Annotated in this window: 13 protein-coding genes; 6 read left to right on the top strand and 7 right to left on the bottom strand. The window is 69.3% G+C overall.

The genetic code is table 11. From position 1 onward, the window contains the following. Window positions 1-15 precede the first annotated feature (15 nt). Window positions 16-207, bottom strand: coding sequence for a hypothetical protein (locus tag HNV26_RS28580; RefSeq protein WP_171444011.1), 192 nt, complete (start codon window positions 205-207; stop codon window positions 16-18). 215 nt (window positions 208-422) lie between these two features. Between HNV26_RS28580 and HNV26_RS28575 the strand changes: the two genes are divergently transcribed. The 3 genes from HNV26_RS28575 to HNV26_RS28565 all read left to right on the top strand — a co-directional run bounded on the left by HNV26_RS28575 (window position 423) and on the right by HNV26_RS28565 (window position 3,228). Continuing rightward, window positions 423-1,937: an FAD-dependent oxidoreductase gene (locus HNV26_RS28575; protein WP_171444010.1), complete on the top strand. Its 1,515-nt coding sequence runs from the start codon at window positions 423-425 to the stop codon at window positions 1,935-1,937. A 57-nt stretch (window positions 1,938-1,994) separates the two neighbouring features. Beyond that, a complete protein-coding gene (locus HNV26_RS28570) occupies window positions 1,995-2,483 on the top strand; it encodes a hemerythrin domain-containing protein (RefSeq protein WP_171444009.1) in 489 nt (162 codons plus the stop codon). Window positions 2,484-2,553: 70 nt separating this feature from the next. Further along, the gene (locus tag HNV26_RS28565) at window positions 2,554-3,228 is read left to right on the top strand and encodes a DNA-3-methyladenine glycosylase family protein (RefSeq protein ID WP_171444008.1); all 675 of its coding nucleotides are present in this window, start codon (window positions 2,554-2,556) and stop codon (window positions 3,226-3,228) included. Window positions 3,229-3,249: 21 nt separating this feature from the next. Here the strand turns inward: HNV26_RS28565 and HNV26_RS28560 are convergent, their stop codons facing one another. Continuing rightward, a complete protein-coding gene (locus HNV26_RS28560) occupies window positions 3,250-4,515 on the bottom strand; it encodes an MFS transporter (protein ID WP_171444007.1) in 1,266 nt (421 codons plus the stop codon). 240 nt (window positions 4,516-4,755) lie between these two features. Between HNV26_RS28560 and HNV26_RS28555 the strand changes: the two genes are divergently transcribed. Both HNV26_RS28555 and HNV26_RS28550 read left to right on the top strand, forming a co-directional pair. Beyond that, entirely contained in the window at window positions 4,756-6,153 is a 1,398-nt protein-coding gene (locus tag HNV26_RS28555) for an APC family permease (RefSeq protein ID WP_366817042.1), read from the top strand. Then, window positions 6,150-6,755, top strand: a complete 606-nt coding sequence (locus HNV26_RS28550) for an SAM-dependent methyltransferase (protein WP_171444006.1) — start codon at window positions 6,150-6,152, stop codon at window positions 6,753-6,755. Before HNV26_RS28555 ends, HNV26_RS28550 begins: the two co-directional genes overlap by 4 nt. Before the next feature lie 60 nt (window positions 6,756-6,815). Here HNV26_RS28550 and HNV26_RS28545 read toward each other — a convergent pair whose 3' ends face one another. The 5 genes from HNV26_RS28545 to HNV26_RS28525 form a co-directional block, all read right to left on the bottom strand. Next, window positions 6,816-8,105 carry a pyridoxal phosphate-dependent aminotransferase gene (locus tag HNV26_RS28545; RefSeq protein ID WP_011551671.1) on the bottom strand — a complete coding sequence of 430 codons (1,290 nt, stop codon included), beginning with the start codon at window positions 8,103-8,105 and terminating at the stop codon, window positions 6,816-6,818. A 54-nt stretch (window positions 8,106-8,159) separates the two neighbouring features. Beyond that, complete coding sequence (locus tag HNV26_RS28540; RefSeq protein ID WP_253817146.1) at window positions 8,160-8,966, bottom strand: hypothetical protein; 807 nt, start codon at window positions 8,964-8,966, stop codon at window positions 8,160-8,162. A 176-nt stretch (window positions 8,967-9,142) separates the two neighbouring features. Next, window positions 9,143-9,619, bottom strand: a complete 477-nt coding sequence (dps, locus tag HNV26_RS28535) for a DNA starvation/stationary phase protection protein Dps (protein WP_090484282.1) — start codon at window positions 9,617-9,619, stop codon at window positions 9,143-9,145. 131 nt (window positions 9,620-9,750) lie between these two features. Continuing rightward, window positions 9,751-10,275 carry a carboxymuconolactone decarboxylase family protein gene (locus HNV26_RS28530; protein ID WP_171444004.1) on the bottom strand — a complete coding sequence of 175 codons (525 nt, stop codon included), beginning with the start codon at window positions 10,273-10,275 and terminating at the stop codon, window positions 9,751-9,753. A gap of 6 nt (window positions 10,276-10,281) precedes the next feature. After that, window positions 10,282-10,836 carry a peroxiredoxin gene (locus HNV26_RS28525; RefSeq protein ID WP_171444003.1) on the bottom strand — a complete coding sequence of 185 codons (555 nt, stop codon included), beginning with the start codon at window positions 10,834-10,836 and terminating at the stop codon, window positions 10,282-10,284. A gap of 487 nt (window positions 10,837-11,323) precedes the next feature. On the opposite strand from HNV26_RS28525, the gene HNV26_RS28520 reads away from it, so the two are divergent. Continuing rightward, on the top strand, window positions 11,324-12,919 hold the full coding sequence (locus tag HNV26_RS28520; RefSeq protein WP_171444002.1) for a sigma 54-interacting transcriptional regulator: 1,596 nt from the start codon (window positions 11,324-11,326) through the stop codon (window positions 12,917-12,919). Window positions 12,920-12,922: the final 3 nt, after the last annotated feature.

The following is a 12,922-nucleotide window of genomic DNA, read 5'->3' as shown; positions in this document are numbered from 1 at the left end:
GGGGGGACCACTGCGTCAGGCTCCACGGGAGTGAGGGGTGGGCGTTCGCACCTCCACGAACTTCACCACGATGGTGCGTGTGGACGCGGGTGGCCAGTCCGGGAGCGCCTGCCCGTGGACGTTCGCGTCCCAGCGCAGACCCCGGTCCAGCACCCGGTCCAGGACGTCGACGAGGCTGGCGCTTCCAGCCAATCTTTCCACGGGCATCGTCGAAGCTCCTCGGCTCCTGGGGCCGGGTTTTTGTAACGCGCGCCGGTGAGCCACCCCAGAGCAGGCTTGCCCGCACCGTGATTTGCGAACAGGAGAAGGCCGGCAGTGTTCGCTCGTGTACATCTGCAACGCCTCGGAGCTGGGTAGGCGGCCAGCCGTGCGGTCCGCTCCCGTGGCTTATCGCTCCGAGGCGCCGTTCCTAGCCTTGGGCCATGGACGACGAGCAGCGGGCGCACAGGTCGCTTTGGACGGTGACAGCCCCCCCGCGCGACTTCCCGGCGCTGCCGGGTGACGTGACGGTGGACGTGGCCATCATCGGCGGGGGGATGGCGGGGCTGACCACGGCGTGGCTGCTGAAGCGCGCGGGCAAGCGCGTGGCGGTGCTGGACATGCACCGCATCCTGTCGGGGCAGACGGGCCAGACGACCGCGCACCTCACCGAGATGCTCGACACGCCCTATGCCACGCTGCGGCGCGACTTCGGTGAGAAGGGGGCTCAGCTCGCGGCGTCCTCCAGCCGCGCGGCCATCGAGCAGATCGCTGCGCTGGTCGACGAGCTCGGCATCGACTGTGACTTCCAGCGCGTGCCCATGTACCGCTACGCGGAGACGGAGCGCGAGCTGGCCGACCTGCATGACGAAGTCACCGCCGCGCGCGAGGCCGGTTTGCTGGCCACCTTCACCCAGGAGGTGCCCTTGCCGTATCCCGTGAAGGGCGCCCTGCGGGTGGAGGACCAGGCGCTCTTCCATCCTCGCAAGTACCTGCTGGCGCTGGCGGACCGGATTCCCGGCGACGGCAGCCACATCTTCGAGAACACGCGGGTGACGGAGGTCCACGACGGCGCGCCCTGCCGCGTCGTCACTGACCGGGGCATCGTCACCGCCGCGGCCGTGGTGGAGGCCACCACCACGCCGCTCAACCGCGTGGCCATGCACACCAAGCTCTACCCCTACCGCACCTACGCGGTGGCGGGGCCGCTCAACGGGCCGCTGGAGCCGGGCCAGTACTATGACAGCCAGGAGCCCTATCACTACATCCGCACGCAGCAGGTGAACGGGCGCACCTACGTCATCGTGGGCGGCGAGGACCACAAGGTCGGCACCGACGAGGACACCGCCCGGCGCTACGCCGCGCTGGAGGCCTACACGCTGCGGCGCTTCCCGGTGACGGACATCACCCACCGCTGGTCCGGCCAGGTCATCGAGCCCGCGGACGGGCTGGCGTACATCGGCCGCAACACGGCCAGCCGCCACGTGTACGTGGCCACCGGCTTCTCCGGCACGGGCATGACGTTCGGCACGCTGGCGGGGATGATTCTCTCCGACGCCATCCTCGACAGGCAGAACCCCTTCGCGGCGCTCTACTCGGCGACGCGGGTGAAGCCCCAGGCGGGCGCGAAGGACTTCATCCAGGAGAACGCGGAGGTCGCCTTCCACTTCGTCGCGGACCGCCTGTCCCGGCCGGAGGGGCATCGGCTGGCGGACGTGGCGCCCGGCGAGGGCAAGGTCCTGGAGGTGGCGGGACAGAAGGTCGCGGTGTACCGCGCGGAGGACGGCACTCCGCACGCGGTGTCCCCCGTGTGTACGCACCTGGGCTGCCATGTGCACTGGAACGGCGCGGAGCGCTCCTGGGACTGTCCCTGTCACGGAGGGCGCTTCAGTCCCACCGGCAAGGTGCTCAATGGCCCCGCCGTGAAGGACCTGCCGACGAAGAAGCTGCCGACCTGAGCCACACGTCTTCACGCCTCAACACGACACACATCACCCACAAGGGAGAGGGCGAGCATGGACGCTATCGAACTGTTGACGCAGCAGCACGACGAGGTGAAGAAGCTGTTCAAGAAGTACGAGAAGCTCTCGGAGGGGGCGGAGGCGAAACGCCAGGAGCTCTTCGAGATGATCTCCGACCGTTTGAGCGCGCACGCCTCCATCGAGGAGCAGTACTTCTATCCCGCGGCCAAGACCCAGGACACGGAGGACCTCTTGCGCGAGGCAGCCGAGGAGCACCTGTCCGCCAAGCGCCTCATCGCCGACCTGCTGGACCTGGAGCCGTCGGATGAGGAGTTCGACGCGAAGATGCAGGTGCTCCAGGAGCAGATCGAACACCACGTCGAAGAGGAAGAGGGCGAGCTCTTCAAGAAGGTCCGCAAGCTCCTGTCCAAGGAGCAGCTCGTGGACCTGGGCGTCCAGATGCAGCAGGAGTTCGAGGAGCTCATGGACGGCGAGCCGCGCACCCAGGTGCCGGCCGAGACGGAGCACGCCGCGCCGCTTTGAGCGGCGGCGGCTTGTCGCAAGAATCGGGTTGCGTGCAGGGGGCTGGGCGGCGGCATCATGGTCGCCGCCCATGCCGCGTCCTCCCCCCGACGTCGTTCGATACCCCAGCTACTACACGCCCTCGGTCCGCCGTGCCCTGTCGCGCGCGGACCCGACGCTGGGCGCGTTGATGAAGCAGGTCGGCCCCTTCCGGCTCCAGGTGCGTCCGCTGCACAGCCCCTTCGGCGCGCTGGCGGAGTCCATCGTCTACCAGCAGCTCCATGGCAAGGCGGCCGCCACCATCTTCGGCCGCGTGTGCGAGCGCGTGGGCTCGGGACGCAAGTTCACGCCCCAGGCGCTGCTGGCGGTTCCGGACACGTCGCTGCGCGAAGCCGGCCTGTCCGCCAACAAGCTGGCCGCGCTCCAGGACCTGGCGCGCAAGACGCTGGATGGCACCGTGCCGCCGCTGGCCAGGGTTCGACGCATGGATGACGCCGAGCTCATCGAGCACTTCACCCAGGTGCGCGGCATTGGCCAGTGGACGGTGGAGATGCTGCTCATGTTCCAGCTCGAGCGGCCCGACGTGCTGCCCGTGGACGACTACGGCGTGCGCAAGGGCTTCATGAAGGCCTATGGCCTGCCGGAGATGCCCAAGCCCAAGGCGCTGCTCGCTTACGGCGAGCGCTGGCGGCCCTGGCGCTCGGTGGCCAGTTGGTACATGTGGCGCTCGGCGGAGCTTCCCGACGCGCCGCCCGTGGAGGGCTGACGGCGTTCCAGGGCCGTGGCCTCAGGCGGTGTTGAGCGCGGTGTTCGGGGCGTGCTTCTGGCGCCGCATGGGCACCAGCAGCACCAGGAAGGCCACGGACAGGACGGTGCCCAGCAGGAAGACGGGCGCGTAGCCCAGGCCGAGCCCGTGCTTCGGGTCCGCGAGCCAGCCCGCGAGCGGGCCCGCGGGCGCCTTGCCCCAGACCTCCAGGCTGGCGAGCAGCGTGTAGTGCGTGGCGCCGATGCGCCGGTCCACGCGCGACATCATGAAGGCGAACATCACCGTGGTGAGCGCGCCGCCGAAGAGCTCCTCGGCCATGGTGACGCCGATGACGCCCGCGTCGGTGACGCCTCCGGTGACCAGCATCCACCGCCCCACCAGGGGAATCACCCGCAGCGACGCGGTGAGCCCGACTGCGCCCAGCAGCGGCATGCGGGAGGCCAGCAGTCCTCCGGCCAGTGAGCCGACAATGGACGCGCCCGTGCCCCACGTGCCCACCCACAGGCCAATCTGCGCGGCGGTGAAGCCCGCGTCGACGAGGAACGGCTTGAAGAGCACGTCGGACATGCTCTCGCCCAGCTTGTACGTGGTGATGAAGAGCAGCAGCCAGCCCGCGCCCGGCAGCAGGAGCGCCTTCTTGAGCCGCTGGAACAGCTCGCGCCAATCCGGTTCCTGCCGGGCGGTGGCCGCGGACGGCGTGGCGTGCGCCTCGGGGGGCGACTCCCGGGCGAAGAGCATCACCGTGAAGACGGCAAGGCACAGCAGCGCCATGGCGACGAAGAGGCCGGACCAGCCGATGCGCGCGCTGGCCCACACCAGCAGCCCGCCGCCCGTCAGCATTCCCAGCTTGTAGCCCACCACCTGCGCGGTGTTGCCCAGGCCCAGCTCGCTGGGGCGCAGGGTGTCCACGGCGAAGCCATCCACCGCGATGTCCTGCGTGGCGGCGAACAGGTTCATCAGGAAGACGAGCGCCAGCAGGGCGGGGAGCGCGTCCCGCGACGCGGCGACCGCCGCCGCGGCGCAGCTGGCCGCGAGCCCCGCCTGCATCGGCAGAATCCACGACTTGCGCCGGCCGATGCGCGCCGAGCCATATCGGTCCACCAGGGGCGCCCAGAGCGCCTTGCAGGCCCAGGGCAACCACAGCGCGCCGAGCAGTCCAATGGTGGTCAGCGAGACGCCCTGCGAGCGCAGGTACACCGGCAGGGCGGTGGCCTGGAAGCCGAAGGGCAGGCCCTGCACGAAGTAGAGCATGCACAGCAGGGCGAGCCGGGACGACGGGAGTCTCATTGACACCCAGCATAGAGCCACTGTGTCGGGAACGAGGAAGTGTCCGCTCTCCGGTCCGGATGTGGGGCCCTGTCCACGGCAATGCAGAGGGGCCCTCCGTCTCATGGACGGGGAGGGGACGCTCTCTACGCTCAGCCTCCCCATGGCCGGGTCCCGGCCTCATCTTGCGCCGGACGGCGGAGGCTGCCGAGGCGCGTGGAGCACGTCACCATGCAGGAGCAGCAGGCAGGAGTCGAAGTCGTGAAGCGTGGTGAGTCCGCGCCGTCGCCGTCGCTGCGCGTGCTGGATGTGATGGCCCTGACAGTGGGCATCGTCCTGGGGGCAGGCATCTTCAAGGCGCCCTCGCTGGTGGCCGCGCAGTCCGCCAGCGGTGAGGCCATGCTGCTCACGTGGCTGCTGGGCGGTGTCGCGTCGCTGGTGGGCGCGCTGTGCTACGCGGAGCTGGCCAGCGCATGGCCACACCCGGGCGGGGACTACCACTACCTGTACCGCGCGCTGGGCAAGGGGCCTGCCTTCCTCTTCGCGTGGGCGCGGCTGACCGTCATTCCCACTGGCTCCATCGCACTGTTGGCCTTCGTCTTCGGGGACTACGCCACGCAGCTCTTCCCCCTGGGTCCGTATTCGTCGCCCGTCTATGCGGCCATGCTGGTGGTGGGGCTGACGGCGGTGAACATCGCCGGACTTCGGCAGGGGACCCGTACGCAGAACCTGCTCACGGCCCTGGAGGTTCTGGGCGTGGGGGCTGTCGTCATCGTGGGGCTGCTGTTCACGCCCGCGCTGGTGCCCGCGGAGGCGGCGCCGGCACCGGCCGCGTCGTCGGGGACCGCCTGGGGCCTGGCCATGGTGTTCGTGCTGCTGACGTACGGCGGCTGGAACGAGGTGGCGTACCTGTCCTCGGAGGTGCGGGGTTCGCGGCGCACCATCGCCTGGTCGCTGTTGGCGAGCATCGGGCTGGTGACGGCGCTCTATCTGCTGGTCAACGTGGCCTACCTGCGCGGCCTGGGGCTCGAAGGCATGGCGCGTTCGGAGGCGGTGGCCGCGGACCTGATGCAGCGCGCGGTGGGCAGCGGGGGCGCGCTGGTGCTGAGCGTCATCATCGCCATCTCCGCGCTGACGTCCGCCAACGCCACGGTGCTGACGGGGGCTCGGACCCACTATGCCTTCGGGCGGGACAGCGTGCTGTTCAACGGGCTGGGGCAGTGGCACGCGAAGTCCAATGGCCCGTCCCGCGCGCTGCTGGTGCAGGGGGCCATCTCCCTGGCGCTGGTGGGGCTGGGGACGCTGACGCGTCAGGGCTTCGAGACGATGGTGGAGTACACCGCGCCTGTCTTCTGGCTCTTCTTCCTGCTGACGGGCGTGTCGCTGATGGTGCTGCGCGTGCGTGAGCCGGAGGCGCCGCGGCCGTTCCGCGTGCCGCTGTATCCGCTCACGCCGCTGCTCTTCATCGGCATCTGCGCCTACGTCCTCTATTCCAGTCTGGCCTTCACTGGGCTGGGCGCGCTCGCGGGGCTGGCAGTGCTGGGCACGGGCGGTGTGCTGCTCGCCGTGGAGGCGGTGCGCACCCGCGGGGGCTCGCAGGGGACCTCCCCCAAGGCCACTTCCTCTCCCAGACTGCAACGAACGAAGGAGGCGACATGAAGCGAATGATGGTGGTGGTCACGTTCACGGCGGCGATGGCCTCGAACGCCGCGAGCGTTTCGACGGCGCAGCAGACGGTGACGGTACAGGTCCGCGGCCCCTCGGGCAGTACGATTCAGGCGCCCGAGGTCCCCTTCGTCCCCACGCCGCAAGGTGCCGTGGACGGGATGCTGGCATTGGCTGGCGTGAAGCCCGGGGACACGGTCTATGACCTGGGCAGCGGTGACGGCCGCATCGTCATCTCCGCTGTCCAGAAGCACGGGGCGAAGCACGCCGTGGGCGTGGACATCAACCCGGAGCGCATCGCCGAGGCCAACCAGAACGCGAGCCAGGCGGGCGTGAAGAACAAGGTGGAGTTCCGCCAGGGTGACCTCTTCGACGCGGACATCCGTGACGCGTCGGTGGTGACGCTCTATCTGTTGCCCTCCGTCAACGAGCGGCTCAAGTCCAAGCTGCTCTCGGAGCTGAAGCCGGGCACGCGCATCGTGTCTCACAGCTTCGACATGGGGGACTGGGCGCCGACCAAGACGGTGCAGAGCGAGGGGCGGACGCTCTACCTCTGGGTCGTCCCCGAGCGCGGCACGGGCGGCGCGCCCCGCTGAGCGCGGGCTCGAGGCGTCCGGGCCCGGCGCCCTCGCCAGGAGGGGCCGGGCCGGTTCAGGTCAGGGCGCCGGGGGCGGCTGACCCGGCGTGCGCGAGTAGTGGAGGACCATGGCCTCCAGCCGCGACAGGGCCTTCTCCAGCGTCTCCATGGACGGGCCGAAGGACAGGCGCACGTAGCCGCGGAAGCGGGAGGGCCGCGCGCGGCGCTTGCCGGGGTTCACATCGAAGAACTCGCCCGGAACGGCGATGATTTTCTGGTCCAGCGCGGCGCGGAAGAAGCCCATGCCGTCGTTGAGCGGCGGCGGCAGCCCGGACACGTTGCCCCAGACATAGAAGGTGCCGTCCGGCGCGCGGTCCGTGCGGATGCCGATGCGCTCCAGCCGGGAGTGGAAGCGGTCCCGCTTCTCCCGGAAGGTGTTGTGGATGGCCATCGTCTCCGCCACCACGGGCTCCTCCTGGAGGAGCTGAATCGCCGCGCGCTGGAGCGGCCGGCTCCCTCCGCCATCCAGGAAGCTCCCCGCGCTGGCGACCGCGTCGATGACCTGGCGCGGCCCCACCGTCCACGTCATGCGCCAGCCCGGGTAGCGCCAGTTCTTGGTGAAGCCGTCGAACAAGACCACCGGGTCCTTGTTCACGTCCTCCACGTAGCGGGCGGCGCTCTCCACCGGCAGGTGTCCGGGGCGGCCCGTCCAGATGTAGTGCGAATAGAACTCGTCGACCAGCAGCGCGCACTCATGCTCGCGGGCCACGCTCACCCAGCGCGCCATCTCCTCTCCGTGCACGAGCTTGCCGGTGGGGTTGCAGGGGTTGGAGAAGAGCAGGGCGGACAGGCCCCGGCCCTGCACCTCGCGCCGCAAGTCCTCCGCGGTGAAGGCATAGCCGCGCTCACCCTCCAGGAGGATGGGGATGGCGGTGAACGCCTTGAAGACGTCCAGCAGCTCCTCATACGCCGTGTAGTCCGGCAGGAAGTGGCCCAGGTTGATGGCGCCCAGGCTGGCCGCGGCGCGGGTGAGCGCCGCGCGGCCGCCGCCAGACAGGCACACGTTCTCCGCGCTGTACTGGCTGGGCATGCCCCGGCGGTAGAGCCGGTTGTAGAGGCTGGCGATGGACTCGCGCACCTCCCAGAGCCCGGCGACGGGGGCGTACTCCATGTCGGCCACGTCGATGGTGACCTGGTTCAGCCGGGGCGGCGCGCCGGGGAGGTCTCCCGTCTCCGGCTGGCCCTGGCCCAGGTTGCACCACTCCGGGTTGCTGGAGCGGTAGCCGCGGCGGGTGGCCTCGGCGGTGACGAAGATGACGCCGGTGCGGGGCACGGCGCGGAATGCCGGAAGGGGGACGTCGTCGCTCACGGCGTCACACCCTAGCGGAAGTCCGTGCCGTGCGCGCTGCCGCCGCGCGCACACTCAGCGGACGATGGGCACCGTCACCGGCTCCAGGTCGTCCACCGTCACCTCGGCCTTGCCCAGGCGCCACAGGACGGGCTGGAAGCGGGCTTCCACGCGCCGCCCGTCCGCCGTCTCCAGCACCGCGGTGCCTTCCTTCGGCAGGTATTCACCCACCTCGTAGTGCAGCCCCGTCAGCGTGAGGCGGTCGGTGCCATCGGGGCCCGTCAGCTCGCCTGGACCGTCCAGCAGCAGCGACGTGCCACCGAACACGGGCATGCCGGCTCGCATGCCCACGCGGCCATCGACACGGAACGTGTGGCCTTGCCGTCCAGGGACGCCGCCCTGCACATCCGCCCAGAGGCGCGTCTCGTCGCCGCACGTGCCGTAGCCCACCGCCGCCTGGAGCGGGTGTCCGTCCACTGTCAGTCCGCGCAGGTCCGCCTCCACTTCCATGAGGTCCTCGCCGCCGCGATAGAGGAACGCGGCCTGACCGGCGAATCGCAGGCCGTGCACGTCACAGCCGCCCTCATCGAAGGTAAGCACCACGCGGTCCGTCACGCTGTCATGGGGCTCCACCGCGGCGTGGGCGCAGGCCCACCGCTCACGCACGCCATGCGCGGCGGTGCTGAGGAAGGCGCGACGGGGCTCACCGCAGGTGTACACCGGCAGCACGCCCAGGGCTTCCAGCGCGCCGCGCACCTGATGCGAGGCCGCCACCACGCTCTCCACGCGCTGACGGGCGGCGTCCACTTCTTCCTGCGTGGGGGCCCCGCCGCCACAGGCGGTGGCGAGGACGGTGAGGGCAAGGCAGGTGATACGTCGCATGGGCGCTTCTCCAGGGGGGCACGACACCGCGGCTTCGCGGCGGGTCATGCCCCCGTGGAGAGCAACCGTCATGCCCGGTGCAACCTCGCGAGAACACGAGGCTCGGCCGGAACAGGGCCCCGGATGTGCGTGCAGCGGGTTGCACAGCCCCGGCGGGCCCGTCCGGGTACGGTGGCTCAGCCTTCGAGCGAAGCGCGCAGGAACCACGCGTGCTTCTCGAACTCGGTGATGATGTCCGTGGTGAGGCCCTCGGAGTCCGAGTCCCCGTTCTCGACGAAGAGGGCGCGGCTCTTGCGCAGGCCGTCCAGGTAGATTTCGATGCGCTCGGCCAGCAGCTTCACGTGCTCCATGTCGCGCGTCGTCTCCTGCGGATACTCCGGCAGGCGGCTCGTCTTGCCCACGTGGCGGCTGGTGCCGTAGGCCTTGCCACCCAGCGTCACCGCGCGCTCGGCGATGGAGTCGTTGTGCGTGGCCAGGCTCACCGCGAACGTCTCGAACAGCGGGTGGAGCGAGGCGAACTGCGGCCCCTTGATGTTCCAGTGCGCGACCTTGATTTGCGAGTGCAGGTCGAGCCCGTCGGCGAGCCGCTCGTTGAGCGATTCAGCGATGGCGGCGCGGGCCTTCTCGGGAAGGGGGCTGGGGCTGCGGTACATGGTGTCTTCCTTTCGGCTGTGTGTTTGTCGGTGTCGGCTGGTTGGATGCGCGGCGGCCAAAAAGGGAGCGCCCCCCGGTGTTTCCACCGGAGGGCGCTTGAGACTTCGGCGATGCCTCGCGACAGAGGGGCTTAAGACTCCAGCCCCACCGCCGCCGCGTGGATGACCGACGCGATGCGAACCGCGTCGTGCACCTGGTCCTCGGAGAGGCCGCCCTCGAGGACGATCTTCTCGTGGGACTGCATGCACATCTCGCAGCCGTTGATGGCGCTGACGGCGAGGCAGACCAGCTCGAAGTCCACCTTGTTCGTCAGCACCTGCGCGAGCCGGTTCATCCGCAGCCCGGCGCGCTTGGTCGAGTAGGACTCCTTCCCGATCATGTGCCTGAAGCGGTAGTACACATTGTTCATCGCCATCAACGACGCCGCCGCACGCGCGTCCTCGATGACTGGCTCGGGATTCGCGAGGGCCTTCTTCGCCTCGTTGAGCATGGCCTCCTTCAGCCGCTCATTCCGGGCGGCGAAGGCGCATGCCACGGCCACACCCCAACGCTGCTCCGCGGTGAGGCTGCCACCTTCCAGGACGGCCTGGAGGTTGAGGCGGGTGTCCTTGTGGGAGTCCGCGAGTTCAGAGCGGACGACTTCGAGCGAGGCCATGGTGGATTACCCCGCCTTCGACAGCTTCTGGGTCAGGGTCTCCTCACCCTTGGTCCAGTTGCAGGGGCACAGCTCGTCCGTCTGGAGCGCGTCCAGCGTGCGAATCGTCTCGGAGACGTTGCGGCCCACGGACAGGTCGTTGACCGTCACGTGGCGGATGATGCCCTCGGGGTCCGCGATGAACGTCGCGCGGAGGGCCACGCCCTCTTCCTTGTGGAGGATGCCCAGCGCGTTGCACAGCTCGTGCTTGATGTCCGCCAGCATCGGGAAGGGCAGGTTCTTCAGGTCGGGGTGGTGCGTGCGCCACGCGTGGTGCACGAACTCGCTGTCGGTGCTCAGGCCGAGGACCTGCGCGTCACGGTCGGTGAAGTCCTTGTTCTTCTTGCCGAACTCCGCGATCTCCGTGGGGCAGATGAAGGTGAAGTCCTTCGGCCACGCGAACAGGATCAGCCACTTGCCCTTGAAGGTCTCGTTCGTGATGTCCTGGAACTCCTTGCCCTTCTCCAGGGACACGGTGGCCTTCACCTTGAAGTTCGGGATCTTGTCGCCAACGGTCAGCATTACGGCTCCTTGGGATGGGGGCCCGGCGGTGAGCCGACCCCAGTGAACGTGTTCTGTCCTACCGCTTAGCAGTCACCGTGCCAGAACCTCGAATCAATGATTCCAGGGGTTTGGATTTCACCCCCACTGGGTCGGCGCCGCTGGGCCGGTGTCTAACGAAATCTCGGTGCGTTTCGCCACTGCAATTTCGGTGGTTCGACGAACCGGGGAAGACTGGCCGCTCGTGGCCCTCACGAGCGGGCGGAAAATACGAGAAGTGCCGCGTGGTTGCACCCACTCCGGACAGGCAACGGCTCGAATGTACGGCCGCGAACGCGTGCTCCGTTCACCTACAAGGTGGCCCCGCCCCGAATGTTCAAAAGAATCGCTTTGTATCCCGGGGGTTGCGGCGGATCTTCTGGTCTGGAGCGGTTGCTTGGACGGCAGGCCACGAAATCTCGGTGCCTGCCTCACTGCAATTTCGGTGGAACCCTATTATTTCGTAGGTATGCAGGACGACTTTTCAGGCGCCATCGACGGTGCGAAGGACGCTCGGGACCTCATCGAGCTGGCAACGGCGGAGGATTCCGTCGGGGATTTGCTGCGCCGTGGGCTCGACTGGCTGACGCGGGTGGTGCGCTTCGACCTGGCCACGGTGTTCCTCCTGAAGGAGGGCCGGTTGGTGTCGGTGGCCGCGCGAGGGCCGTTGGCCAACGCGAAGGTGCGGCAGCACTCGTTGCAGCTGTCGGAGTTCCCCTCGCTGCGGCAGGCCCTGGAGACGCGGCGGGCGAAGGCCTTCACGGAAGAGGACCATGCCCACGGGGATGGAGACCCTTTCGACGGCGTGCTGGATTTGCCGCCGGGGCATTCGTGCATGGTGGTGCCGCTGTGCGCGGGGGAGCGCTGCTACGGCGTGCTCTCCTTGGACCGGGCCGAGTGTGAGACGTACCCCCAGCCGGTGGTGGACCTGGTGGAGGTGTACGGGCAGATGCTGGCCACGGCCATCCAGTCGGCCGAGCAGCGCGCCACCTTCGAGCGCCTCCACCGTCAGGACCACGAGCACGCGAAGCTGCTGGAGGCGCAGCTCGGCGGAGACTCAGAGGGCATCCTCGAGACGTCGAAGAGCCCGGTGATGCGAGACCTGGCGCGGCGGGCGCGGCAGGTGGCGGAGACGGACACGCCGGTGCTGATTACCGGTGAGACGGGCACGGGCAAGGAGCGGCTGGCCCGCGCCATCCACCGTTGGAGCGCCCGCGCGGACCAGCCCTTCGTCACGCTCAACTGCGCTGCCATTCCGGCGGGCTTGCTGGAGAGCGAGCTGTTTGGCCACGTGAAGGGCGCCTTCACCGGCGCCACGAAGGACCGGGCCGGACGCTTCCAGATGGCGCATGGCGGCACGCTGCTGCTGGATGAAGTGGGCGAGCTGCCCTTCGACCTCCAGGCGAAGCTGCTGCGGGCGCTGCAGGAGAAGACATTCGAGCCGGTGGGCAGCGACAAGACGGTGCGCGCGGACGTGCGCATCCTGGCGGCCACGCACGTGGACCTTCAGCAAGCCATCGCCCAGAAGCGCTTCCGCGAGGACCTCTACTACCGGTTGAGCGTGTTCCCCCTGCGCCTGCCGCCGCTGCGCGAGCGCCGCGAGGACCTGCCGCAGCTGTGCGCCTTCCTCCTGGAGGAACAGGCGCGCCGGACGGGACGGCGGGGCATGCGGGTGACGCCAGAGGGACTGGTGCGGTTGGAGACCTACGAGTGGCCGGGCAACCTGCGCGAGCTGGCCAATGTGCTGGAGCGGGCCACCATCCTCACGCGAGGGACGGAGCTGGGGCCGGAGTCCTTCGACGTTCCCACGCGCGGCGCGGCCGGGGTGGCGGCCCTGCCGGAGGAGCCGGCGCCCGCGGCGGGAGGGCCGAAGCTGCCCCCCGTGCTGACGCTGGCGGCCGTGCAGCGCGAGCACATCATGCGAGTGCTCACGCTCACGCGGGGCCGCGTCTACGGCGCCAATGGGGCCGCGGCGCTGCTGGGGCTCAAGCCGTCCACGCTCCAGAGCCGGATGAAGAAGCTGGGCATCGCCCGGCTGGAGCAGTTCGTCGTCGACGAGGCGTGAGCC

The organism is Myxococcus xanthus, assembly GCF_013116825.1.
Lineage (GTDB): Bacteria > Myxococcota > Myxococcia > Myxococcales > Myxococcaceae > Myxococcus > Myxococcus xanthus_B.
The sequence above is the reverse complement of the archived record's forward strand: the minus strand, read 5'-3'. Positions and strand labels throughout refer to the sequence as shown.